The organism is Brevibacillus sp. YAE8, from assembly GCF_057543335.1.
In genome coordinates, this window is sequence record NZ_BAAIYG010000042.1 from 1 (window position 1) to 24963 (window position 24963).

20 protein-coding genes and 1 pseudogene are annotated in these 24963 nt (G+C 48.0%); 5 read left to right on the forward strand and 16 right to left on the reverse strand.

What is annotated here, in order from left to right; genetic code table 11:
- The 4 genes and pseudogenes from AC27IT_RS26090 to tnpC all read left to right on the forward strand — a co-directional run.
- A pseudogene (locus AC27IT_RS26090) lies at positions 1 to 592 on the forward strand (IS3 family transposase); the annotation flags it as partial.
- An 84-nt stretch (positions 593 to 676) separates the two neighbouring features.
- A complete protein-coding gene (gene tnpA / locus AC27IT_RS26095) occupies positions 677 to 994 on the forward strand; it encodes an IS66 family insertion sequence element accessory protein TnpA (RefSeq protein ID WP_007781084.1) in 318 nt (105 codons plus the stop codon).
- Positions 988 to 1341, forward strand: a complete 354-nt coding sequence (tnpB, locus tag AC27IT_RS26100; protein ID WP_025848874.1) for an IS66 family insertion sequence element accessory protein TnpB — start codon at positions 988 to 990, stop codon at positions 1339 to 1341. Before tnpA ends, tnpB begins: the two co-directional genes overlap by 7 nt.
- Positions 1342 to 1410: 69 nt before the next feature.
- Positions 1411 to 2991 (forward strand): IS66 family transposase, encoded by a 1581-nt coding sequence (gene tnpC / locus AC27IT_RS26105; RefSeq protein WP_487092186.1) that lies wholly within the window; start codon positions 1411 to 1413, stop codon positions 2989 to 2991.
- A gap of 217 nt (positions 2992 to 3208) precedes the next feature.
- Here the strand turns inward: tnpC and AC27IT_RS26110 are convergent, their stop codons facing one another.
- The 3 genes from AC27IT_RS26110 to AC27IT_RS26120 all read right to left on the reverse strand — a co-directional run bounded on the left by AC27IT_RS26110 (position 3209) and on the right by AC27IT_RS26120 (position 10529).
- Positions 3209 to 5593: a hypothetical protein gene (locus AC27IT_RS26110; RefSeq protein ID WP_487092187.1), complete on the reverse strand. Its 2385-nt coding sequence runs from the start codon at positions 5591 to 5593 to the stop codon at positions 3209 to 3211.
- Positions 5594 to 5720: 127 nt separating this feature from the next.
- On the reverse strand, positions 5721 to 8861 hold the full coding sequence (locus tag AC27IT_RS26115; RefSeq protein ID WP_487092190.1) for an S-layer homology domain-containing protein: 3141 nt from the start codon (positions 8859 to 8861) through the stop codon (positions 5721 to 5723).
- Positions 8862 to 9317: 456 nt separating this feature from the next.
- A complete protein-coding gene (locus AC27IT_RS26120; RefSeq protein ID WP_007778481.1) occupies positions 9318 to 10529 on the reverse strand; it encodes a TolC family protein in 1212 nt (403 codons plus the stop codon).
- 286 nt (positions 10530 to 10815) lie between these two features.
- On the opposite strand from AC27IT_RS26120, the gene AC27IT_RS26125 reads away from it, so the two are divergent.
- Positions 10816 to 11475, forward strand: a complete 660-nt coding sequence (locus tag AC27IT_RS26125; protein ID WP_487092188.1) for a YigZ family protein — start codon at positions 10816 to 10818, stop codon at positions 11473 to 11475.
- Positions 11476 to 11587: 112 nt separating this feature from the next.
- Here the strand turns inward: AC27IT_RS26125 and AC27IT_RS26130 are convergent, their stop codons facing one another.
- The 13 genes from AC27IT_RS26130 to AC27IT_RS26190 all read right to left on the reverse strand — a co-directional run bounded on the left by AC27IT_RS26130 (position 11588) and on the right by AC27IT_RS26190 (position 24963).
- Positions 11588 to 15802, reverse strand: a complete 4215-nt coding sequence (locus AC27IT_RS26130) for an S-layer homology domain-containing protein (protein ID WP_283858374.1) — start codon at positions 15800 to 15802, stop codon at positions 11588 to 11590.
- A 185-nt stretch (positions 15803 to 15987) separates the two neighbouring features.
- Positions 15988 to 17088: a glycosyltransferase family 4 protein gene (locus AC27IT_RS26135; RefSeq protein ID WP_005831822.1), complete on the reverse strand. Its 1101-nt coding sequence runs from the start codon at positions 17086 to 17088 to the stop codon at positions 15988 to 15990.
- A gap of 27 nt (positions 17089 to 17115) precedes the next feature.
- A complete protein-coding gene (locus tag AC27IT_RS26140) occupies positions 17116 to 17853 on the reverse strand; it encodes a WecB/TagA/CpsF family glycosyltransferase (RefSeq protein ID WP_174768820.1) in 738 nt (245 codons plus the stop codon).
- Positions 17854 to 17923: 70 nt separating this feature from the next.
- Positions 17924 to 18382: a 3-hydroxyacyl-ACP dehydratase FabZ gene (fabZ, locus tag AC27IT_RS26145; RefSeq protein ID WP_005831818.1), complete on the reverse strand. Its 459-nt coding sequence runs from the start codon at positions 18380 to 18382 to the stop codon at positions 17924 to 17926.
- Positions 18383 to 18546: 164 nt separating this feature from the next.
- A complete protein-coding gene (locus AC27IT_RS26150; RefSeq protein WP_005831816.1) occupies positions 18547 to 19068 on the reverse strand; it encodes a CDP-alcohol phosphatidyltransferase family protein in 522 nt (173 codons plus the stop codon).
- Between the two features lie 148 nt (positions 19069 to 19216).
- The gene (locus AC27IT_RS26155; RefSeq protein ID WP_005831814.1) at positions 19217 to 19471 is read right to left on the reverse strand and encodes a DNA-directed RNA polymerase subunit beta; all 255 of its coding nucleotides are present in this window, start codon (positions 19469 to 19471) and stop codon (positions 19217 to 19219) included.
- 33 nt (positions 19472 to 19504) lie between these two features.
- Positions 19505 to 20338, reverse strand: coding sequence for a flagellar hook-basal body protein (locus AC27IT_RS26160; RefSeq protein WP_007778467.1), 834 nt, complete (start codon positions 20336 to 20338; stop codon positions 19505 to 19507).
- 15 nt (positions 20339 to 20353) lie between these two features.
- Complete coding sequence (locus AC27IT_RS26165; RefSeq protein ID WP_005831810.1) at positions 20354 to 21322, reverse strand: flagellar hook-basal body protein; 969 nt, start codon at positions 21320 to 21322, stop codon at positions 20354 to 20356.
- A gap of 6 nt (positions 21323 to 21328) precedes the next feature.
- Positions 21329 to 22345: a rod shape-determining protein gene (gene mreB / locus AC27IT_RS26170; RefSeq protein ID WP_005831808.1), complete on the reverse strand. Its 1017-nt coding sequence runs from the start codon at positions 22343 to 22345 to the stop codon at positions 21329 to 21331.
- A 77-nt stretch (positions 22346 to 22422) separates the two neighbouring features.
- Complete coding sequence (gene spoIIID, locus AC27IT_RS26175; protein ID WP_005831806.1) at positions 22423 to 22710, reverse strand: sporulation transcriptional regulator SpoIIID; 288 nt, start codon at positions 22708 to 22710, stop codon at positions 22423 to 22425.
- A gap of 182 nt (positions 22711 to 22892) precedes the next feature.
- Entirely contained in the window at positions 22893 to 23618 is a 726-nt protein-coding gene (locus AC27IT_RS26180) for a M23 family metallopeptidase (protein WP_005831802.1), read from the reverse strand.
- A 91-nt stretch (positions 23619 to 23709) separates the two neighbouring features.
- Positions 23710 to 24726: a stage II sporulation protein D gene (gene spoIID, locus AC27IT_RS26185; RefSeq protein ID WP_005831800.1), complete on the reverse strand. Its 1017-nt coding sequence runs from the start codon at positions 24724 to 24726 to the stop codon at positions 23710 to 23712.
- 153 nt (positions 24727 to 24879) lie between these two features.
- Complete coding sequence (locus tag AC27IT_RS26190; RefSeq protein ID WP_487092157.1) at positions 24880 to 24963, reverse strand: hypothetical protein; 84 nt, start codon at positions 24961 to 24963, stop codon at positions 24880 to 24882.

The following is a 24963-nucleotide window of genomic DNA, read 5'->3' on the forward strand; positions in this document are numbered from 1 at the left end:
GGTCTTGGAAGCACTGAAAAAGGAAGGGGTTCAGGTTTCCGAGAAAACCGTCGCTCGTACGATGAAAAGGCTCGGGCTGAAATCCCGTACGGTGAAGAAATACAAGGCGACAACGAATTCGAAGCACCATTTGCCTGTGGCCGAAAACGTGCTAAACCAAACGTTCACCGCAAACGCGCCGGGGAAGGTCTGGATGACGGATATCACTTATATCCCGACAGACGAAGGCTGGTTGTATTTAGCCAGTGTGATGGACTTGTATACGCGTAAGATCGTAGGCTTTCACATGGGGGAGCGGATGACAAAAGAACTCGTGATCGCCGCGCTAGATCAAGCCTACAACCGCCAGCGACCAGCTCCGGGGCTTTTACACCACTCTGATCGCGGCAGCCAGTATGCCTCGACTGAGTACCAGAAGCGTCTGGAGAAATACCAGATGATCGGAAGCATGAGCCGCAAAGGAAACTGTTACGATAACGCCTGCATCGAGTCTTTCCACAGCGTACTGAAGAAAGAACTCGTTTATCTGGAAAAATTCAAAACGAGAGAACAAGCGAAAAGAGCGATATTTGAGTATATCACTTGCTTTTATAAGTAAGCGTCAAATAAATCCCACCTTCAAAACACAGACCGCACTTTGAGATAATCTCCTCAGAATCAAGTGAGGAGGATGTAGATGAAGCAAACGGATCTCCGTGAACAGTGGGAGGCACGAATCAACGATTATCGCGCCAGTGGCCTTACCGCTGAGAAATGGTGCGCTGAAAATGAAGTTACCACCAGACAGCTATGGTATTGGCTGCGGAAATTTCGGGATTCAAAAGAATCCTCTGTTCGTCCCCCGCAGTGGGTCCCAGTTAACGTGCACCAACCGCAGGAGAACACAGAATCTCTGTTACTGGTCAAAGTGGGTGCGGCCGTGATTGAAATCCGCCCCGGCTACAACCCCGTACTCCTGTCCGACGTGGTTCGGACGCTCCAGGCCTTATGCTGAACTCCATCCAGATTGATCGGGTCTATCTGGCATGCGGCTTCACCGATCTGCGAAAATCCATTGACGGTCTGGCGGCGCTCGTGCAAGAAGGATTCAGGCTTGATCCCTTCTCCCCGTGCCTGTTCGTGTTCTGCAATCGTGACCGCAACAAGCTCAAGATCCTGTACTGGGAGCATAACGGCTTCTGGCTCTTCTACCGCCGTCTTGAACGCGGGACGTTCCAGTGGCCAACCGGCAATGGAGAGCCGGTAACGGTCTCCAGCCGTGAGCTGCGCTGGTTGCTGGATGGACTTTCCCTGAGCCAGAGGCAAGCGCATCCACCAGTCACTGCCTGTACGGTCATCTAACGCAACTGTTTGTGGTTTCGACACACTTTTTGGCAGGGAATATGAAGCTCTTTGCCGAAAAGAAAAAGAATGAAAAATCGAGTGGATTTCCCTGCCCTTACAACCGAAGAATATGAGGCACAGCTTGCCAAACTGCAGCAGCAAAATGCGGAGCTAACTGCCAAACTCAAGTGGTACGAAGAACAGTTCCGTCTTGCCCAGCAGAAGCGCTTCGGCGCTTCCAGCGAGAAGACGCATCCGGATCAACTGGAACTACAGCTGTTTAACGAAGCGGAAGTGTTGGCGACCCCTGTCTCACAGGAACCAGATATCGAGACAGTGACTTACAGCCGCAAGAAGGCTACAGGTAGCCGCGAGGCCAAGCTGGATTCGTTTCCTGTGGAAACGATCCTGTATGAGTTGCCCGAGGCTGCACAAGTTTGCACGTGCTGCGGTGGTGCGCTCCATGCGATGAGCACGGAGACACGAAACGAAATCACGGTCATTCCGGCGGAAGTGAAAGTGCTGCGCCATGTGCGTCAGGTGTATGCGTGCCGTCGTTGCGAACGTGAGGAGATACACACGCCCATCGTAACGGCTCCCATGCCAAAGCCGGTTTATCCGGGAAGTTTGGCTTCCCCTTCGATCCTCGCGCATGTGATGAGCCAGAAGTATGTGGACAGCCAGCCGCTGTACCGACAGGAGCAACAGTTTGCCCGTCTAGGTCTCACCCTCTCGCGGCAGACGCTTGCCAACTGGATGATCTTCGGCGCAGAGCAGTGGCTTTCGCTACTGACAAACCGTATGCACGAGCATCCGCTGAACCAAGACATCGCGCATGCCGACGAAACGACATTGCAGGTGCTGTGCGAGCCGGGCAAGACAGCGCAGACACAGTCCTATCTGTGGTTGTACCGAACCGGTCGTACGGGACCGCCCATCGTTCTGTACGATTACCAGCCAACGCGCGGCGGTGAACATCCCCGAAAGTTTCTGGCGGGATTCAACGGCTACCTGCACGTGGACGGGTATCCTGGATACCACAAGGTGTCCGGTGTGAAACTGATCGGATGCTGGGCACATGCGCGCCGCAAGTTTGATGAAGCGCTGAAGGCACTGCCTGCTTCGCAAGACAAAACCGAAACAGCTGCCTGGCAGGGACTCCAGTTCTGCAATCAGCTCTTTACCATTGAGCGAGAATGCAAAGATGCCGCCCCGGAAGAACGCTATGCCATCCGAATGGAGCGCAGTCGCCCCGTTCTGGATGCCTATTTGGCATGGCTGCGCCAGCAGCGATCCCGTACCTTGCCGAAAAGCCTGCTTGGACAAGCGATTGCTTACAGCTTGAATCAATGGGACAAGCTGACGGCGTTCTTGAGCGACGGGCGACTGGAGATTGATAACAACCGCAGTGAGCGCTCCATCAAGCCTTTTGTAATCGGAAGAAAGAACTGGCTGTTCGCCAATACGCCACGCGGTGCAAAGGCCAGTGCGATCATCTATAGTGTGATTGAAACGGCCAAAGAGAATGGGTTGAACCCCTTCAAGTACTTGATGTTCTTGTTCGAGCAACTCCCGCAGCTTCCCGATCCGAAAAATCCAGAAGCGTTGGACAGTTTACTCCCTTGGTCGCCTTCGCTACCACTGACCTGCCGCGTGTTCCAATCCTGATTCCAGCATAGATCAGCCCACATCTTGGCGACAAGGTGTGGGCTATTTGACGCTTACGGGAAGATAGAAAGTTCCTCCCCAAGAATGGAATTTGGAGTCTTGCAACGGGGGCAAAAATGTTTTTTAGGCAGTTTACAAAGGATATTTCATTGAGTTCAAGGTAAAAGAAAGAGCCTAACACCTTCCGGCATTAGGCTCTCTCCATATTTCTTATAACTTACTTAATGACGATGTCGTCAGCAGCCATGACGTTTCCTGCAAGATCCTTAATATCAAGAGAATCTTGAGCAACTAATTTGATCGCTTTTCCTGCAGTAACATCAGCGGACAAATCCTTACCGATAGTCACTACAAGGGTTTTACCTCCAGTAGTTTCTTGAGCAACAGTAACAGTAGCTGTAGTTGCTTCTTTACCATCTACGAACAATGTAAAATCATTAGTCGCAGTAGTTGCATTCGTTACAGCCTCACTAAATGTTAAAGTGATTGTCGTAGCTGGAGTAGAAGCATCAAACTTGTCAATGGAAACTGTTTTTACAGTTGGGAGAACGTTCTCGTTCAGAGAGATGTTCTTAGTAACAGAATTCATTTCTGTTATAGTATCTTTATATCCTTTTACACCTTTTACAGTTACATTGTAGTTTCCAGACAATTTAACTGTATTGTTCTTGAGGTAAACTTCAACAACTGCTCCAGTAGTTTCGCTGTTGGAAACAAGTTTTACCTTGTCAACTTGAGCGTCTTCCACTGCATAGTTAGCTGCATTAGTAGCAGATGCGATATCTACCGCTTTAGCAAATTTAACTTCGATAACTCCAGGGTATCCAGACTTCTCCGCAATTGGAGTACCTGTCTGAAGTTCAAGTTTGCTTGAAGTAGTACCCAAAGTGAATGTTACCACTTTTTTAACAAACTTGTTCTCAAAGTTATCTTGAACATAACCACTTGGCAGCTCAACTTTGTAGTCGTAATTAGTTGGCAAAGCCGCAGGTGTAGTAGCATTATCTTGGAGCTTAATTTTCAGTGCTTCACCCGATGCATCAACATTAACGTTAGCAGCTGGTACAGTTACTGATTGCTCAACACCCATCTTGTCTACATACTTAAATACCAAGTCAGAAGGTGCTGCTCCTGCAGTTCCTGTCAAAGCAATTTCTTCATCAAAGTTTACAACCAGATAGTTGTCAGTTCCATCATTAGTAACTTTTGTAGATGTTACTTGTGGAGCTGTTTTATCAAGGTTGAAGTTAAGGATGGTTTTGAATACATCATTTTTGTTTGGAGTAGCAGCAAAGTCTACCAAAGCGTCTGCACCTACTTCCACTGGTACAGAACCTACTTGGTTATCACCCAAAACAATGGTAACTACCGACTTGTCTTTACCAATAACTGCCAGCGCTTTACCAGTAGTTGGTGTTGTTCCTGTTTCTAAAACTAATGCATTTCCGTTTACTTTAATTTTTGTAACATCAACTGACTTAATAGCTTTAGATGCTTTAATTACGAAAGTATTAACAGAAGTTGGTGTCACTGTTTGTACTACAGGTTTAACTTCATCTACATCTTTTTTAACAGTTACGCTGATTGGTTTGGATACATTACCAGCATAATCTTTAATTTGTGTAAAAGTAACAGTTGCGTCTTTACCAGGTGTTGCTCCAGAAATATCAAGATCTACATAGTTTACAGCTGCGCCAGTTGGGGCTGTTTTCGTAGAAATAGTTGCTGCAGAACCGTCAGCATACGTAGCAGTGAAGTCGATACCAGGATGTTGAACAGGTTCAGAGAAGTAAACTCTAACTGTATCTGGATCAAGTTTATCAGTTTTGTCCAAAGTAGCACGGTCAGTATCTACTACTTTAACTGTTCCCAAATACTCAGCTGCCTTATTTCCTTCGGTATCTTTAACGAAGTTAGTGGCACCCTTCTGGTTGATTTCAATCTTAAATGTAGTGCCAGAAGTAACTACTCCACCAGTACCACCTGCTGGTTGCATAGTCAAAGTTTTACCGTCTTCGCTCAAGCTTGCTTTCCAAGTAACAGCAGTACCATCCACATAAACTGTGCCTGCTTTAACTTCATCGTCCAATTTGGAACTGGTTCCTTTATCGTCGATGATAGTGTCTTTATCAACTGCTTTGCTGAAAACTACTTGAATTTGCTTAGCATTAATAGCACTTACCGACTCAACTTTCAAATCACCAGTAGGCACATCAACTGCATCGTTACGAGGATCGTAAGAAGCACCATTAGAGCCATCCAGGTTTACTGTCACGTAAGAGCCTTCGAAATCAGCTTTGGTCAGGTCTCTCTTAGCTTTTGGCAGAGTGCCTGCAGCCAAGATTTCACTGAATTTAGCGCCTTTGCCGTCAAAGTCAACAAACACAAGGTTTTTAAAGTCGAGGTCTGGATTAGCAGCATTCATGTCGACAACAAATTGTTTTTTAGCTGCAGCACTCAGATTGAACAAATCATCCAGCTTATAGAATTTGTCTACGCTACCGCCCATGTAAACACCTTGTGTTGGTGCAGCAAAGGCAGAAGCAGCCATGCTAGCGAATACTGTAGCAGAGAGCAGGGAAAGAGTTACTTTTTTATTCACGTACTACCCCTCCGTATGTTGAATAAGGAATTTTTATTTAGTGAGTATGTAGAAACAGCGGAAGGAGGTCCCTCCCTCCGCCGTTCATCTCACTTTAGTGCTGAACAGACACGCTGTCTATCAAAACTTATTTGAAGTTTACAGTTGTAGTATCTGTTTCGCCTTCTTGGCTAGTTACTGTAACTTTCAAGGAGGTTACATCAACAGAAGCAGAGAAAGCAAATTTGATTTTGTTTCCTTCTACTTTTCCATTGAAAGTTTCACCGTCGAGTGTAACTGTTGCAGATTTTACTTCGCTAGCGTCAACATCTTTGTTCAAATCAACAGTGAACAGATAGGATGTCGCAACACCGATAGAGAATTTACCATTTTCTACAGTTACAGAAGAAGGAACAGCATCCCAGTCGTCGTTGCCGCCACCGTTGTCATCGCCGAAAGATTGTTTCAGGAAGTCTTCAACAGCTTTTTCATCGACGCCTTCTTTTTCTACCCAGTCTACGCTACCTACGATCAGAACGTAGTCATAACGATCGCCGTCGATTTCGCTGCTGTCCAGCAGAACGATGTAGTCGCCTTCTTCTACGCCATCTTCAGCTTCGAAATCATCGTATACGTCGATGAAAGCAGTGGAAGATTTAGTCAGCAGTTTGCGAGTATCGCCTTTGCCAGCTTCGTAAGTGATGGTGTTGCCGTTAACATCATCTACACGAGCAACTGTCAGTTTCTCGATGCTAGCATTTTTCCACTCGGATTTATCCACCAGTTGTACGTTGTTTTTAAGATTGATTGCTTTGTTGTTAACAACTTCGATAACGTCATCAACAACTACTTCATCATCGGAGTTCAATTGGAATGCGATGAAGTCGCCGCGTTTGATACCACGATCTTGCAACTCTTCACGATCATCGTCCAATTTGTACTCTTTTGTTGTTACAGAGTCGCCATCTTTAGTAATAACTTTGATGGTGTCTTGTCTGTTGGAAGAACCGTATTCTGTAACTACACCGTAGTAAGTGTCGCCAGTCAGACCGTCGCCTTCTACTACGAAGATAGCTTCTACTTCGTCTTTATCTTCATCAACGGAGTAGTAAACTGTCAGATCGTCCTCGTCAGCGATATCTTTGAACTTAGCAATGCCTGGGTTTTTCAGTTCAGCGCGTTTGGAAGACGTATCCAATTTGCCAGTCATTTTGAAGATGGCAGTTTTGTCGGTTACTTCGTAGTCGCCAACAACATCGTCGGTTTCGTCTGCCAGTTTATCCCAAGCAGAACCGGACGATTTACGCAGTTTGGAATTCAGAATTTGAACTTTGTCAACTTCGCCTTTGGAATCCAAAGTTACTTCCAGCAGAGCGATGGACTCATCTTTGCTTGGTTGCAGGATGTCTTCCAGCTCATCAGCTTCCATGTTGTCGCGGCCGTAGTGTTTGCCTTCAGCGTTGTAAATGTCCTCTTTTTCCAGGGACAGAGCCAGTTTTTTACCTTTTTGAGTCAACACAGTGAAGTCGTAAGTGTCTTTCGCAGTGTTGTAAACAACACCTTTGGTAACGATTGCTTTTTGTTTACGATCGTCGATTGGATCTTTCGTTTCAATGTGACGAACGCGGCCGGAAGCATCCAGTACCAGTTTCACTGTTTCGGAATCCAGGTTGGATACCAAATCCCAGTTTTTGTCATCGAGATCTTTAACGTCTTTGTTTCCGTTATCGGAGTAAGTGGCACCTGGGTAGATACGGTAAGTTTTGCCGCCAACAGTCAGACGGAAGTCAGATGTGCTGCGGCTAACTACTTTGTCAACTTTACCTTCTACTACTGTGCGGTTAGCGAATACCAACAGTTTGTCTTCATCGCCATCAGCGTAGTATACAGAGTATACGTCGCCTTCTTTCAGGTCGCTCAGTTTCGCTGGTTTGCCATCCAGGAATACCAGGAAGTCTTTGCCTTCTTCTTTGTCTTCCAGCTTGTTGAACTTACCAGTGTCGAGGTTGGTGATTTTCTTTTTCTCAACATCGATTTTGCCGATCACTTCAGAACCGTATTTCGCTTTGGAGTTCAGGTTCATTTGGGTGTCGTCAATTACGTGCATGTAAGAAACTTCGTTATTGCTGTCCAGAACAACTTTCACACCAAAGCTGTCGTTAGCAGAGATGATCTCTTTCAGAGCGTCAACTGGATCGCTGTAACGTTTGAAGTTGTAAGTAATTTTGGAGTTTTTGTTGAAGCGGTAAGTTTTGCCGCTTGCATCCAGTTCCACTTTCAGATCTGCCAGATCGGAAGTGCTCAGGTTTTTACCGTCAGTAGTTTTACCTTTGAGGGTAAATTCGCTCAGACGATCCAATACTACTTCTTCGTCCTCGGAACCTTCCATCCAAACGATTACGTTTTCTCTGTCATCTTTGATCCACACTTGTACGCGTTGACCATCGAAGTCGTTAGGGTTGATACCGTCAGCAACTTTGTAAGTAGTGTTGCCCAGACCAGCTTCTTTACCGTTCAGGGTAATTTCGTTCGCTTTCAGTTTACCCAGGCCGATTGCTGGTACGTTAGTAACGAGTGGCAGATCGTCGGAATCATGATCTTTCTCATGAGCCCAATCCATGTCAACTACAGTTACTTTCAGGTATTTCGTCAGGAGAGTTTTGTTGGTAACTTCGTAACGAACGTCAGTTCCGAACTCAACTTGCTCCATCAGGTCTACGCGAAGAGCGTTGTCCAGCATTTTGAAGATGTCGCCACGAGTTGCTGCATTGTTAGGAGTAGTGATGCTCTTAGCAATGTTCAGCTCGGAAGCTTTGGAGATCATGCTGTTTGGCCATACGCCACGAACTGCTGGCTCATAACCCAGTGCACGAACGATCATAGTTACCGCTTCAGCGTAAGTAACTTGGTTTTGTGGTTTGAAGGATTTGTCCGGGAAACCTTTTACGATTTCTTCGCCGGAAGCTACGTTTACGAAACCAGCAAACCAATCGGTAGATTTAACGTCAGTATAAGTAGTGTTGAACTGTGCCAGTTTCGCACCTTGCTCCAGTCCGCGAGCGCGAACGATCAGAGTAGCGAACTCTGCACGAGTGATTGTTTTGTCTACACCGTATTCGCCGTTGCCATAACCTGCTACCAGGCCAAGAGCTTCGAGGCGCTTAACGGTTTTTTCCATTGCAGCGTCCATTTTAGGAGCTGTTGTAGTTGCATCTTCTGCTGCGAAAGCCATTGGAGCAACAGAAAGTGCGAGTGCACTAGCCAATACACTGTTAACGACCTTTTTCATAACCTTGTGTTCTCCTCCTCTAGTATAAACAAATTGTTCTTGGGGAATATTTGTTGTTAATCTATCTTTCTTTTTAAAGCCCGAATCCTGCAAGCGCGTGTCACCTCCTTTCGCAGGCCAGCTTCGCTTTTTTGTGTTAAAAATATCTAGTATATTCAGTATTGTGTAAAATGCAACAATCAATAGTGTAACACAAGTGCTAGAATTCGTGAATCTTTTTTACACAATTCCCCGTATTTCGTGTGACATCCTATTAAACGCCTGAGCCAATCAAAAGTTGCGGCGCCTTCGAAAAAAATTTAAAGATTTTTTCGTGGGTTCGTATTCACCTGTCGATTATGTACGAAGTGACATCCGCCACACTTCGTATTATAGGGTACGCAGGGCGGACTGTCACCATTGAACCTTTTTCCAGTTCTGTTCAAAACCTTACAAATCTTTCTTGGTCACACAAGCCTAGTTGCCGAGTGCTGTTTCAAAGTTTACGACAGCCAGGTTGTAGTTGAGAATCGCTTTTTGATACTGGTTCTCGCGGTCGGAAAGCTCTTCTTCTGCCTGGATCACTTCAAGTGTAGTCGCCAGGCCGTTTTCAAAGCGCAGATTTGTCAGACGGTAGCTCTCGGCAGCAGAGTTTTTCGCTGTTTTCTGGAACTCAATCGCCTCTCTTGCCGCATTCAGATTCAAATAAGCTTGGGCAACTTCCTTGGAGATGGTGCGTTTTTGTTCCTCGATCGCCATTTTCGACTTATCTACGTTATTGCGGGCTTGACGGCCTTGGAGGGTCGACAATGCCGAATACTCCTCGATCAATTTGACGTTCAGTTCTGCCAAATTCAGTTCTTCCTGTACTTTTGTCATCTCGACACGTTTGGAAAGAGCCTGAGCTTGTGCTTGCTCCAAAGTCAAGGAAATCGGCGCAACCTGTTTGTTGCTGGAGACGATCTTCCACTTTTTGTTCAGGTCAACGCCAAGAAAATCATTCAAATCCATGCGCGCTACTTCTACCGCATTTGCTGCGGATGTCAAAGCAGCCTTTGCCCCTGCTACGCCCATTTCTGCCTGCAGGACGTCTGTTTTTGCTTTTGTTCCCACATCAAATGCCGCTTTGGCCACTTTCAGTTGCGTTTCTGCACGCGTCAGGCTTTGTTTTTTCAATTCATAGTCGTCCTGCGCAAAAATGAGGTTGTAGTAGACATTTTGCGCACCCAATCTGATTTTGGATTCTGTAGCTTTCACCATCAGTGCATTCAGTTTTTTGTTGATCTCTGCTTGTGCATTCCCTACGTACTTGGCCTTTGCGGCGTTCAATTGTTCTTTTGTTCCTTCCAGGGAATCGATCATATCTTTGGACATGTCAGCAGAGGTAATATAGGAAAGCGATTCGTTCAAATCCGCATTTTTCGCGTCAATACGTGCATTCTGGAGCGTATTGTTGGTTTGCAACGCTTGTTCAATCGCTTTTTCCAGCGTCAGCTCTTCCAGTGCAGCAGTCTCGGATGTCGTTGTATTGCCTGTTTCCGCTGCTACTGTTTGTGCTGGCTGCGCCGGTTTCGCCGCCTCTGTTCCTGTATTGGCAGATGCCGTCAAGGTTCCTGCTCCAATTGCGGTTGTGAGTACAGCCGCCAAACTGATGCTCATCCACTTGTTGCTCGAATATGGAAAATTCACGTGATTCCACTCCTTTTGCTTGTATTGATTGTAAAACTTTTCACTACTTGAAATATTACAGTTTGTCCCAAGATCACTATATCACAGAGTAATGTTTCGCACACGAAAAATTAGTGCCCTACCAGCATTTTCATAAGGGATTACACGCACTTTAACATGTATAGATCATCCCTTTCTGATTTAGTCCTTCTTTGCCTCATAGATTACTACGATTCTGTGTCAAAAACATTTCAGGATTCGCCAACATCATTTTTGCATGCTATCCTTTTCTTGAGGTGATTGATCGATGCTTACAGAATATAAAACCGTCGCTGGCTATGGAGAGGACTACATCGTCATTGAGCGTTCCCGCTTCATTGGCTATGCGCAACGGGTTACGACGGAAGAAGAAGCGGTTGCTTTTATCGCCATGATTAAAAAGAAGCACTGGGATGCCACCCACAATTGCTCCGCTTTTGTCATCGGCGAAAACGACCAGATTCAACGCTCAAGTGATGATGGCGAGCCTAGTGGTACGGCAGGCAAGCCGATCCTGGAGTGCATCAAGAAAAACGGCGTCAAGGATACTGTGGTAGTCGTGACCCGTTACTTCGGCGGAATCAAGCTGGGCGCTGGCGGGCTTGTTCGGGCTTACACAGCGGGAACGGTCACTGCCTTGAAAGCCGCCAAGATTGTCGTGCATACTCTGCACCAGGCTATCTCGGTCAGCGTGGACTATACGTGGTGGGGCAAGGTGGAAAACGAGCTGCGCATCGGGGAATATCGGGTGAGCGGGACCGATTTTACGGACAAGGTCACGGCGCATGTGTTGATTCCTGAGGGTGAACAAGGTGCGTTTGTGGAGCGGTTTACCGATTTGACGAATGGACAGGCGAAGATTGTACTCGGTGAGAAGGAGTATGTTGAGGTGCCTGTGGAAGCTGTGGGGGATGAGCAGGGGGAGTAAAGTTGCTTGCTTGAACGTGTAGTTGTTGTATCCGGTGGCTTTTCCTACGAAAAAAGCTGAAGAGGCGACGAACCTCTTCAGCTTTTCTTCTATTATATAGCGCAATTCTGAATTACTGTTTAGGGAGTTTTTTGAGTTGGACCATAACGCGGACTGTGATGATGGCCATTTCGGCGCGTGTCAGGTTATTAGTCGGCTTAAAGCTATACGTTGGTTTTTTCGCTGTTGGATCGTTAGGCTCACCGTTCATCAGTTTTGCCTTGCTAACAGCAAGCACTGACGGCGCAGCATAGTAACCTACATCCTTAGCGTCCGTAAACATTTTGTCCAAAGCGATTTTCGATGTATCCAGTGTGCCGAGCTTCAGATTCAATGCCCGTGCTATCATAATCGCTGCCTCTTCGCGAGTCAACGAATCGTCCGGACGGAAGTAACCAGGCTGTTTACCGCGAATGATACCTGCACGTGCAGCCGTTTCTACATATTTGTATTGGTAGTCCCAGGTATCACGGCTTGGGCGCACATCGACAAAAGTTGGCGAGACGGGGTCCTTTTCATTACTGTCACGATATGGACCTGCTTTGATTGGAAGGGCCAAAGCCTTCACAAGCATAGTTGCAAATTCTCCCCTGGTCATGTCTCGGTTTGCTCCGAAGCTGCTGCCACTATATGCCGGCATGATTCCTTTCGAGTAGAGTGTCTCCATGGCGTCACGGGCGAAATCGTGAGTGACTACATCCTCAAAAGATTCACGATTTTTCATTACCATGTAGTATCCAAAACCGCTAAATGGAACGGTGATTGATTTTTGCCCGGTGTTAACCACTCCGCCAATATTTCTCCACTCTTTACCATCATGATAGTACACAGTCAAAACATTGTTTGCTGCGTTGACGATGGAGGTATCGTACTGGATTGTTAATGTGCCCTGTTTGCTTGGAACCAGATTTTCCTGATAACGATCTTTGAACTCTTCGCCATCAGATTCGTCGTAATAAGGATCACGACCACCCGGATTCTCGGTGTCACCTGCATCTATATAGTAGAGTGGGCTACCGTAATTGAAATTACTGTCTAGTCCAAGCCTTGATTTCAGGCTGTCGCCTTCAATGCTAACCTGTCCGGTCGTACGATCTGCAATCCCAAAGTACAAAGGAACATCGACAAAAATGTCTTTTGTCGGATTTTTCGTTTCCTCTCCTGCACGATTGCTCGAAGGAGCTAGCAATACTGTGCCAGATGGGAACTTGAGTTGCAGTGCTTTATCAAAAACGCTGAATGATACTTTTTTGCCAAGCACATCTCTGCTTTCCGCCCCGTCGACAGCAGAGTCAGCGTTGTAAATCTGAATCTGGTCATTATGGGTACTACTGCCAACAACTACTGAATATTTAATGGTGTTAAGCCCCTTCTTCAGAGGAACAGTAGCTGTAAAGACGTAATAAGTTTCCGGTATCGCTTTTGCCAAATCCTTGTCAAACACGAAATCAGGGTCTTTCGTATTTGTTACGGTGGCCTCGACTTTTCCAAACAGTACTTTGTCAGCTTTTTCTGCAAAAATCTTGATCGGAACACTATTGCTGTTCACCGTAATATACTTGTCTTCCGGTTTGGCTTTGCGAGGAGAAATAACCTCCCACGAATTCGTTTTTTGCGCAATGGTGATGTTGTATCTGACTACTGTGCCGTTTTCGTCTTCTGCAACAATCGTATATACGGTGTTGTTATTCTTCCGCAAATTAAGCGGGAACAACGACAACGTGGCTTCCTGCTCCTCACTCTTGGTCACTACATCTTGAACGTCCTTGAGGATTGAATTGTACTGTGTTGCACTCAGTTTAGCCTCAAAGGTTGTTTTGGTTTTATCACTAAAATTGGATGTATCAAACCTCGATTGCAAAGAGGTTGGAATTTCGCTTAAAGTATCCGTATATTCCTTGTTGCTCTTGTCTTGTGTCCATTTACTGGAGGCATATCGATAGTCAACGATACGTTTTCCGTTTTTCTCAATGTAAACATGCGTAGCGTCATTAACTGTAAATGAGAAGTTGCTTAAAAATGCAGCTCCTGTGTCATAATCAGTCCCACCTGTTTTTTGAGTTAGCTCTGTGTTGTCGCCATTATGAATGACGGACAACTTGACATCTCCAATGGAAGGTGCTTTTGACGTAACATACAGGATCTTGTAAGTATAAACTACCGGCGTTGCACCCATCAGAGTTACTTGTAGTGTGTTATCGCCTTTTTTCAACTTGTCTTTCCACTTCGTTTTGTCAATTCGGAATGCAGTATCTGATAATCCGGACAAAGTAATTGTACTGGTATTTAATTTCGCTTCAATATTGGTGCGGGCACTATTGATGGTAAAATTGTAGACCCGGCCATCCAGTGTTGGGATGTCACTCTCACTGTTAATCTCGAATCCATCATAAAAGCTTTTGACATTCCCCAAACTGTCCACATAAGTTAATTGCGCATAAGGAGCAATTTGCCACTTGATGTTGTACTCTACTGCAACAAATCGATCTGCTGGATCGGTTGGTAATGGTGGCTTTGACGGATCAGATGCTGTATCATAGACAAGCTTCAACACACCGTTTCCTACATCAGGATTAATGATTTTGAGAGTAAAGAGATTTGCATTTTTATTTTTATCATAGATAAAAGTATAGTCACTAGATTTCAATTCTTTGTTGTTCAAGTATATTTTGAGTCTAGATCCACTAACACTATTTGGATCAGATCCAGCAGGTAAATCCATTTTTTTCACAGTTATCTCAATGTCTTCTGGAACTTTACTAATCACGTTGGTCCCTGTTGTGCTTAATACTCCATTTGAATATGTCGCAGAGATAAACTGTGGCTTATTTCCATCCACAAAGTTAATCAAATACGTAAAACGGCCGACATTCACTGGATTGCTTACAATGGTACCATTTGAATCGGGAGCATCGTAATTATACCTCAACGTTAATTCATATTGATGCCCCACCGTCAGAGCAGGTATATCATCTACTTTAATGGAGTATCGTGTAAAGCCGTTGTTTGTTTCATTTTTTGTTTTTTCTGCAGGAATAACGATCTCAGAAGCACTACTAAGCGGGTCCGTATCATTGAGTACAAATTCGAAGCTTTTTAGCTCTTTTTTTGCTACGGGATCATCCACAAATTGAACCAGCGCCTCTGCACTCAACTTCACTGTCGTCACAGTATCATCCAAATTGAATGGGACATCTGGATCTAACTCTTTTTCATTGATTTTTACTCCGTACAGCAGGTCAGCCTCATTTGGTGTAGTCGTGACCACCAATATCTTTCTTTCGAATATGCCAATCTTCTTATTTTGATTATAAGCACTGATCCGCAACAGATTTTCGCCGAATTTCGCCGGGAGATTGATTGCGAAAAATCCAGTAGAAGAACTTACCGCAGCTTGGAGAGTTTCACCTGTCGCAGCATTTTGAACCTCAACTGTATCGGCATTTTTGGCTATCCCGTTCAAATCCAGAATAAGCTGATTTGCCCTGGGAACAGTCACAAGGGTAGTTCCTACCGGGGACAGATCAATGTCCTCAATTTTCAATTCTTCGAGAATTGGCGTATTGTTGTAGTTCACATAAAAATGGAGGTGTTCCTTCACCACGCTGCCAACTGTTTCATAAAACGTAATCTTGTTTAACCCTGGTTGCAACGCAACGTCATAAAAAGTAAAGGTGCTCCCGCTGATTGAAGGTGCGAGCTTTTCCAATCCAGATACGATCTGCCCATTTCCGAGAGTAATCTTCAGGCGAAGAGCATTCCCATTAACCCCTGCTCCAAATACCCCCTTCAGTGTAATTTTGGAGCTTCCAAATGGTTCTGCGTTAAACGGATCTGTTCCTTTTCCAGCATAGCCATCCAGTATGATCGGCATATCTGCTGGCATATATTTGTAATAAATGTAGACATCTTGGGATTCAGCAGTAGAGTACACACGTACCGTGTTCAGGCCAGGACTCAGATCCAAATCATTAATCTTATGAGGTCCTGCTGTGTTTACAGTTGTTTGTTTCTGTACCATTTTCCCATTAAGGTAAACTTCAATATCCGTCGGACCAGTACCGTCATACTTTACATATAGATCGGTCACTCGTTTACCAGCGTCTTTTGGCGCTGACAAGGTTGCTCCATCAGTTATAGCGGTACCTTGCGAATCGGTAAATGTTAAAACAGTCGTTGCTGCCTTAGCTGTGTCTATCGATAACGCAGGTATCACACCCGTAATAACAAGCATCATCGTCAAGCACATGGCCAGCCAGCGACGGAATTGTTGAATTGGCTTACTCATTTCTTCACCTCTCCTTATTATTCTGAATCTAGTTTTCGTCCCATTCTCTGTTTAAGCTGAGATGGGACAGACCTTCCCCTTTCCTTTATCGGCTAATTTCTTTCCACAGTTAAGAGCTTCCCCCTAAAAATTGGCGAAAAAAAGCCACTGCATAAAACATGCAGTGGCTACATTTGGCTACGATCTTAATTCGTCCGCCGCTCTTGCTCGGCTTGCTTGATCTTCAACCGTCTGTACGCATTAATCAGCGGGCGGTGGCGGCGGCTGACGAGGCCGACGATTTCGGTGCCCAGGTGGATGGCGATCAGGAGTACGACCATGACGATGATGGTCGTCCACTTCGTCGTTTTGGTGAGCAGGATCGCCATTGTGCCGAAAAAGATGCTGATCGAGTAGATCGTAAGGACCGTGGCACGATGGGACAGGCCCATGTTTAGCAGACAGTGGTGCAGGTGTCCCTTGTCCGGGCTGGAGATCGGCTTTTTGTTCACGATGCGGCGCACGATTGCGAAGAACGTGTCCCAAAGCGGAACGCCGAGCACGACGATCGGGATGATGAAGGAAACGAAGAGCGCTTCCTTGAAGCCCATGATCGACAGCGCAGCCAGGTTGAAGCCTAAGAAAAGCGAACCGGTGTCGCCCATGAACAGGCGGGCCGGGTGAAAGTTGAAGTACAGAAAGCCCAGGATCGCTCCTAAAAGTACGAAGCAGTAAGTGGCAACCTTGTAATCGCCCATCAGCAGGGCCATGACGCCCATCGTTCCTGCCGCGATAGCGGAGACGCCTGCGGACAAGCCGTCCAGGCCGTCGATCAGGTTGACGGCGTTGGTCACGCCGACGATCCAGAACATCGTGATCGGAATGGCCAGCCAGAAAAGCCAGCCGCTGCTAAAGTCAATGCTACCGGAGTACGGGAGATTGACGACGCCGATCTTGAGTCCGAACGGGATGACGACGATCGCCGTGGCGATCAGTTGGCCGAGCAGCTTCCATTTCGGCGAGAGCTGGTACTTGTCATCCAGCATGCCCACAGCCATCACGATGGTGCTGCCGATGAAAATTCCAAGCATTTCCGACATGCTGGCGTAAGGAACGAACAGGAAGAAAGCCACCAGATAGCCCAGGTAAATAGCAAGTCCCCCCATGCGGGGCATAATTCGCGTATGTACCTTGCGCTGGTTGGGAGCATCTACTGCCCCGACCTTTTCAGCCAGTTTTTTTACATATGGTGTCGCAATAAACGATACGATCAGCGAAGTCAGAAATCCGAGGATTAATGTAGACATCGACTGTTCTCCTCTCTACGGATGCATCTAGGAACGGCTACTCCATTTTTCTTTTAATACGGTCAAAACAAACCGGGGAATAGCCAGTTGACGCTTCCAGCGAGACGGCTGAGAAGCTAGTCGGTAAAACCATTCCAAATGCAATTTTTGCCAAATTTCCGGCGCTCGTTTTACTTTTCCGGAGATGACATCGAAGCTGCCGCCTACCCCCATCATCAAGGAGGCGTTCAGGCGATCGCGATACTTCACCATCCATTCGTCCTGTCTGGGCGCGCCCAGTGCGACGAACAGCAGCTCCGGCCTGGCTTCGGCAATCTCCTGCACGATGCCCTCCTCGTCTTCTGCCCGGAAAAATCCGTCCCGGTATCCGACGATGCGCGCATTCGGGTAGCGAGCAGCCAGCTTTTCCGCGGCCAAACGGATCACATCCGGCTTGGCACCGAGCAGGTAGACTCCCCACTGGTGCTTGTTTGCTTCCGCCATCAACGCTTCCAGCAGCTCCACGCCTGTAACGCGCTCACGGATCGGCTGATTCGTCCATTTGGCAGCGTAGACGATGCCGATTCCATCGGGAACGACATAGGCTTGTTCCACAATCGATTGAAAAGCGCGATCCGCCCTCGCCAGCATGACGATTTCCGGATTGGCTGTTACGACATGGGTCTTTTGGCCGTTTTTAATGCGTTCTGCTATATATGTGACTGTCTCGCGAAAGCCGCGAGTCGAAAATGGCACACCTAAGATGTTTGCGACCTGTTTGGTCAATGTTTTCACCTTCATTATATAAGTTGCCCACTAGCCATTTTACCCGAAAAGAAAAGCACATTCAAGGATATCATGAATGTGCTTTATTTCCTGCCGTCAAGGCAAACATCAGTCCGCCCTCTGCGACTACTTTCCCATTAACGATGGCCTTCCCGTGCCCTTTGCCGATCGAACCGCGCACGCGCGTCAGCTCAACTTCCAGCGTTAGCGTGTCGCCAGGCTTCACCTGATCCTTGAAGCGAAACTCGTCAATGCCTGCAAACAGCCCGATTTTTCCTTGGTGCTCCTCCATGCTGAGGATGGCGACTGCTCCGACTTGCGCCAACGCTTCCACAATCAGGACGCCAGGCATGACCGGATAGCCAGGAAAATGCCCTTGGAAAAACGGCTCGTTTACTGTCACGTTTTTGATCCCGACTGCGCGTTTTCCTTGCTCCAGCTCTTCAATTTTGTCCACCAGCAAAAACGGATAGCGGTGCGGAATGATTTCCTGGATTTGCATAATATCAAGCGGTGCTTTAAATTCCATGTCTGATCGCTCCATTTCCATACTTTATCTGGGCTTGTCTGTGCATGAAGACCAGTTGGCAAACTGAGAATAAACGTAACTCCCGCCTCCGACAAGTCGGCATAGCGGGGTTAAAATAGAAGGGGCACTTCCTCCCCAAACGGGAAGTGCTCTTTTTCCATCCCTTACGTGCGGTTCAACAGCCGAAACTTCCCTAAATAGATCGCGCTCGTAATGAACGAGAACGCGATCACCGTCCACAATATCGCTTCGCTGTAATGATATCTATACATGACAAGCGGTATGACCAAATACAAAAGAACTGTTGTCAACTTGCCATATGCATTTGCTGGTACCGTTTTTTTGCCCCGGAAGTGGTAAATAGCTCCTGTTATTATCATGGCCAGATCACGCATAAAGAAAAACAGGGCGGCCCACACGCTGATCCGCTCTGTCAAAAACAATGAGGCGATCACCGCCAACATCATTAACTTGTCTGCCAGAGGGTCCAACATCATTCCGATTGTGGTCACAAGCTTATGTTTCCGCGCGATGTACCCATCTGCGATGTCCGTGACTCCCGCCAAAATCAATATGCCCAAAGCGATTTCGACGTGAAAAGGAATCCCGGAGAAAAAGACATACAGGTACAAAGGGATGAGCACGATGCGAAAGATCGTAAGCAAATTGGGAAGATTCACGGACATCCCTCCGTAGCAAGAATCGTCGCTTCCTTTTTCAACCACTCGATCTATTATACTCTGTGGACAAACTGCGCAACAAGTCCCTCTAAAAAACAGGCAGCCCCAACCATCCGGTTCGGGCTTGTCCAGCTTGCTCTTCTCTTTTCGTTGCTTACGTATCTGCAAAAAGCAAGTCCCACATATGCTTGTATGTCCCGAGATCAAATACTTCCGCTGTCGGCTTGTGTCCCACTACTCCGTAGCCAATTACCAAACCGATGACGAGAGAGAAAAACAACAGGAGTGGGACCAGCACAATCTTGGCGACCGTCACTCGCCAGTTTCTGCCGCTCCGTTCCCGCTCTTTTGGCTTTTTCCTAACCTCTTCGGTATCACGCGGGAACCTTCTACCCTTCCCTTGTTCCATGCTCCTCTCCTCCGTCGTCACTGATTGAATGAATTATCTGCTGCGCAGCGAATTGGCAATTCCCATCATCTGATCGCTGATGCCGATCGCCCGCGAATTCAGTTGATAAGCGCGTTGAATGTTCACCAGTTGCGACATTTCCTCTGTCATCGTCACATTGGAGCCTTCCAGTGCGCCCTGGCGCAGTGAAGCAATGCCTTCCTCAATGGCGTTGGCATACTTGGTCATCGGGTTTTCCCCGGAAGCAAGCTCGGCGTCGAACAAATTTTGTCCCACCTGCTGCAATTGATCCGGATTGTCCACTTTCCAGACGCCGATCGTGCCATAGGAGACTCCATTGGCAGAAAGCTCGCCCTCTGGCGTAATTTGAATGTCTTGCACCGGCTCAGGCAAAACGATGTTCACACCGTTATTGTCCGTGAGAATGTGGCCGGATGTCGTGTGCAGCACATAGCCGCCCTCGTCATCATCGTATTGTACCTTGAAAGAGCCGTCGCGCGTAAGGCGACTTTCTTCCTGAATTACCGCTCCGGTTGCATCCTTGATTTTGTGCGTGACCAGAAAATAGCCCGGCCCTTCAATCAGCACATTCGTCGGCACATCCGTCAGCTTGACGCTGCCCTGACCGAGATCGAGCTTGGTCAAGCCGAGGCGGGCGCCACTGCCCACACGCAAGCCTGCAGGCGTATTGCGGTTTTGATTGTCCACTGCCGGCTGCTCGGTCATCGAATCGGCGAGAAGCTCGGAAAACGATGCCACTCTGCGCTTGTAGCCAATGGTATCAATATTCGCCAGGTTGTTGGCGGTATTGTCCAACGCCTGCTGAATGCCGCGCATTGCCGATGTCGAGATGTTAAGCGACTGCATCCTTCCTACCTCCTATTATCCATTTACCCGTCCGATTTCATTAGCGGCCTTGTCCAGCGTGCCATCAATCGTCGTAATCACCCGCTGATTCGCCTCATACGCGCGCAGCACGCTCATCATGCTTGTCATGGTTTGCGCCGGGTCTACGTTGGAGCGCTCTCTCCAGCCCTGCTGCGTGCCGTATCGCCCTGCAACAGCAGGCGTATCGTACTCTCCGGCTGCCAGTGCAGCCTGATCTTCTGCTTCCACGATGTCGATTGCTTGTACCTCTGCGTCTCCTTCATAGCGGAAGACGTTTGTTCCCTCGCGAACGAGCTTCTGCGGATCAGTCACGACGCTCAAGCCCAGGCGCGGATGGGCGGCAAGCGTCTGGTACTCCTCGCTCGCCGTATCACGGTAGAGCAGCTCGCCAGCCTGATTGATTTTCAGGTCCTGGCCGACATTGATGCCGGTGTCCGGATCGTTCAGCCGAATCGCCTGATTTTGATTGTCGAGCACATAGTATCCCTCCGGCGTCACCAGGTATCCATCCGCATTTACGCTCCAGTTGCCGTTCCTCGTGTAGCGGATATCCTCTTGCTGAGCCGGCTGCGTCAAGTCCTCAATTCGTGCCACGCTGTAAAACAGCCGGCGTTCATTGCCGTCCTGATCGGGCTGCAGGTTGTCCAACAGAGCGACATCGTACGGATTGCGCGTCTCCTCGATGTCCCCTTGTGTAAAATTCGGGATGGCTTCCGACATGTACACGCCGGAGTTCAACCGTCCGATTACCGCAGGCTGTCCCGGCATATTCGGAATGCCAGGAAATTCAGGCCCTTCGGAATCGCGCATGCGCGAGAGTAGCTGTTCCGGAAACGCTCGCATCACACCCACGTCCTGTTTGTAACCAGGCGTATTGATGTTAGCCAGATTATTCGCCAGCGATTCTTGCCTGTTTTGCAAGGCCAGCATGCCAGATGCAGACGTATACAAGCCTCTTATCACGTCATCTTACCCCCTGAATAATCGCCTATTCGAGTGAGCCGGTACTTTGTCCAAATAGTCCAGCATCATTCCGGTTCCTTTGGCTACACACATCATCGGCTCTTCCGCTACCAGCACAGGAACCTTCAGCTCCTCTGCCAAAATCTCGTCGATACCGTGCAAAAGTGCGCCGCCGCCGGTCAGGAAAACACCCTTATCAATTATATCGGCAGAAAGCTCCGGAGGTGTTCGTTCCAAAACAGATTTGGAGGCTTGTACAATCGCGCTCACCGACTCGGCCAGGGCTTCTTGGACTTCGCCCGATTGAATGGTAATTGTTTGCGGCAAGCCGCTTACCATGTCTCGACCACGAATGTCCATTTCGTCCTGGCGCCCGCCGGATACGGTTCCGATCTGAACCTTGATATCTTCAGCCGTACGCTCTCCAATCAGCAGTTTGTATTTATTTTTTATGTACCGCATAATGGCCACATCGAATGTGTCTCCAGCTATTTTGATGGAGGAAGACGTGACAATATCGCCCATAGACAGTACCGCAACATCGGTCGTACCCCCACCGATATCCACTACCATATTGCCCGACGGCTGAAAAATATCCATCCCTGCCCCTACTGCGGCAACTTTCGGTTCTTCTTCGATAAATACCTGTCTTGCGCCGCCACTGCGCTCTGCTGCTTCGCGAATCGCTTTTTGCTCGACAGACGTAATGTTCGTCGGGCAGCAGATCAGAATGCGTGGGCGCGCAAACATGCTTTTCCCGCCGATTTTGTTCAAAAAGTGCTTCAGCATCGCTTCCGTAATCTCGAAATCCGCAATGACCCCTTCGCGCAAAGGTCGGATCGCTACGATATTACCTGGGGTGCGGCCCACCATGCGATGCGCTTCGTGCCCCACGGCCAATACTTTTCTTGTATTATTATCTATTGCCACGACAGATGGTTCGTCTAGGACTATCCCCTTGCCTTTTACATACACCAAGACATTGGCCGTCCCCAAGTCGATCCCGATATCTTTGCCAAACATGAAAGGTCCTCCCTGTTACCAGTTACATTTCTACCTAATATCATAGGCTCTTCTACGTGAGAGGACAAGGAAATTCTTTATTGGACACTTTCCTCCTGTTCCACGCGGACTTTTTTACTGCGCCGCTTGTACTTGATCTTGGTCGCTTCGCCTCCCCGAAGATGTCTGATGGCTTTGTGATATTCCAAAATTTCCTTAACCTGGTTAGCCAGCTCCGGATTTATTTCAGGCAGCCTTTCCGTCAAGTCCTTGTGCACTGTGCTTTTGGAAACACCGAACTCTTTGGCGATCATCCGAACCGTATTTCGCGTCTCTACAATATATCGGCCAATCTTGATGGTCCGCTCTTTGATGTAGTCGTGCACATTACTCGCCTCCTTGTATCTACATTGTCTGATACAATATATGGGTGCGTAGGGACACATATTCTACGTTTCCAAGCCTGACAAGCCAGCACGGCCGCATCTTTTTTCCACAGTTTGTACCAACAGCAAAAAAACACCCGCAAGACGCTTGATTTTGCAGGTGTTTTCCATGATTTCGCCTGTTATTGATTTTTTGCTTCCGCCTGCAGCAAATATTGCTGAGGGTTGACCGGCTTGCCGTCCACATGTACTTCAAAGTGGAGGTGGACGCCGAAGTCTTTTTCATACTCGTTGCGGCCGGCCGATCCGATGACCTGGCCCTGTGTCACTTCATCGCCCGGTTTGACTGTGATGTTTTCCAGGCTTTGATAAACGGTGACCATTTTGTCAGCGTGCTCTACCTCAACGGTTTTGCCGACGAGCGGATCATTCTCCACCTTGGTCACTTTTCCGGCGAGCGCAGCGACAACATCAAAGCTCTTGCCGTCGGTTGCCTTCAAATCAATTCCCGTGTGCGGGTAGAAGGAATTGCCGTACTTGACGAGCGCTTTTTGCTGCTCGTCTTTGGACGCCTGCTCATCGTAGTAGCCCATTCCCAGCTCATACTGAACGTTTTTGCCTACAGGCCATGCCAACGGTTGAACGCCACTTGTTACAGGTACCGCTTCTTCGCTTTGCTCTGGTGTCTCAGGAGCCGCTGGAGTTGTCACTGCCACGTTATCCCCGACATTCGTCATTTTGGAGACCGTGTCCATGACGCTGCCCTGATACCACATCACAAAAGCGAGAATGATTGCTGCGGTTCCGATGTAGATTGCGGGGAACGCCCACTTCTTGCCCAAAACTTTTTTCCAAGAGCTTGCCTTCTTGAATGGAATCGGTTGATTTTGATTTTTTTGATCTTCCATTTTATTCATCACCTCATCCCTCAGTATCGCCAGAATTTTGGCGTATAAACCTGAGGGAGTAGGGAAAAGTAAAAATTTGCGTTCTTTTTTGCTAGGCGCGCAAAATTTGCGAGTATTCCTGCAAGCTGATTCCTTGATAGAAGTGCTTCACGATCTGCTCGGCGGTTTTTCCGCTCTTGGCCATGCCGTTTGCTCCCCACTGGCTCATGCCGACACCGTGGCCGTATCCTTTGGTCGTAATAAACACCTGATTCCCCCTGAGCTCCAACGAAAAGGACGACGAATTTAAATTCAGCTTTTCGCGAAATTCCCGCCCGCTGAACTCCTTGCCGCCAATACTGATCTTGCCAACCCGATTGCCTGTCGTTCGCGACTCGATTCGATACCAGGCCCCATTTGAAGACGCCTCCTGCGCAAGCTTCACGCCCAGCTCTTTTTCCAGCTCTGCCGTCGACTTGACCACCGTTTCTTCATAACGGGGAGACTCGATATCCCACGGGCTGGCTACGCTTTTCAAATAAGGGATCGGCCTTTCCCAGTACTCATCCGAGTTTTCGGTGAAACCGTTGCTGGTGGAAAAAAACGTCGCATCAATCGGCTCTCCCTGGTACGTCAGCACGACACCCGCAGTTGCCTGAACGGCTTGCTCGATACGCTTGCTTTTCCATTCATATTGATCCCCCCAGCGCTCGCGGCGCTGCGCTTCATCCATATAGACCTGATGCTGGACGGTATCCAGCACCTGTCCGCCTGCCGGCACGTCGTCGAACTTCCCTTGCTTCAGCCTGCGCACGATATACGTTCGCGCAGCCATCGCCTGGGCTTTCAGCGCCTCCAGTTCAAATTCGGCAGGCATCTCGGCGGCTACCACTCCGGCAATGTACGTCTCCAGCGGCAGTGTCTCCACAACCTTTTTTTCTGTCCGGTAGACCTTGATGGAAAGCGACGGGGCAGTTCCGGCCATTGCGGGTTTGTCCTGCCCTTGGACGGCTGCGGCTGGCTGGGCGGCCGAATCGTGCGAGGGAGCAAACAGATAGACCAGCGCGGCCGGCATCAGGACGAGCAAGATCGGCAAAGTGATAAACCCTATGAGCAAGTAGCGTTTCATCAAGTGATCCTCCCCGTTAAGTGCTAGACACTTTCAGTCTATGTACTGCCGCAGACCGATAGAACGAGAGAGTAAGAGAGTCGCGAGAAAAGAAAAAAGACCCCCTGCTTTGGTCATAGCCCCGTCAAGTAGACACTAAAAAAAGACGCTATCTTAAGCGGCGATCGATTCCCGGTATTGGACTGGGGAGAGGTCGCCGAGTTTTTTCTGGAACCGTTCTGTATTGTAGAATTCGAT

Excerpts from the sequence above, each read along its gene's own strand:
- tnpA (WP_007781084.1), top strand. The coding sequence starts at position 677 with ATGAAGCAAACGGATCTCCGTGAACAGTGGGAGGCACGAATCAACGAT.
- tnpB (WP_025848874.1), top strand. The coding sequence starts at position 988 with ATGCTGAACTCCATCCAGATTGATCGGGTCTATCTGGCATGCGGCTTC.
- tnpC (WP_487092186.1), top strand. The coding sequence starts at position 1,411 with ATGAAAAATCGAGTGGATTTCCCTGCCCTTACAACCGAAGAATATGAG.
- AC27IT_RS26115 (WP_487092190.1), bottom strand. The coding sequence starts at position 8,861 with ATGAAAAAGGTCGTTAACAGTGTATTGGCTAGTGCACTCGCACTTTCT.
- AC27IT_RS26125 (WP_487092188.1), top strand. The coding sequence starts at position 10,816 with ATGCTTACAGAATATAAAACCGTCGCTGGCTATGGAGAGGACTACATC.
- AC27IT_RS26130 (WP_283858374.1), bottom strand. The coding sequence starts at position 15,802 with ATGAGTAAGCCAATTCAACAATTCCGTCGCTGGCTGGCCATGTGCTTG.
- AC27IT_RS26135 (WP_005831822.1), bottom strand. The coding sequence starts at position 17,088 with ATGTCTACATTAATCCTCGGATTTCTGACTTCGCTGATCGTATCGTTT.
- fabZ (WP_005831818.1), bottom strand. The coding sequence starts at position 18,382 with ATGGAATTTAAAGCACCGCTTGATATTATGCAAATCCAGGAAATCATT.
- AC27IT_RS26150 (WP_005831816.1), bottom strand. The coding sequence starts at position 19,068 with ATGTCCGTGAATCTTCCCAATTTGCTTACGATCTTTCGCATCGTGCTC.
- AC27IT_RS26155 (WP_005831814.1), bottom strand. The coding sequence starts at position 19,471 with ATGGAACAAGGGAAGGGTAGAAGGTTCCCGCGTGATACCGAAGAGGTT.
- AC27IT_RS26160 (WP_007778467.1), bottom strand. The coding sequence starts at position 20,338 with ATGCAGTCGCTTAACATCTCGACATCGGCAATGCGCGGCATTCAGCAG.
- mreB (WP_005831808.1), bottom strand. The coding sequence starts at position 22,345 with ATGTTTGGCAAAGATATCGGGATCGACTTGGGGACGGCCAATGTCTTG.
- AC27IT_RS26180 (WP_005831802.1), bottom strand. The coding sequence starts at position 23,618 with ATGGAAGATCAAAAAAATCAAAATCAACCGATTCCATTCAAGAAGGCA.
- spoIID (WP_005831800.1), bottom strand. The coding sequence starts at position 24,726 with ATGAAACGCTACTTGCTCATAGGGTTTATCACTTTGCCGATCTTGCTC.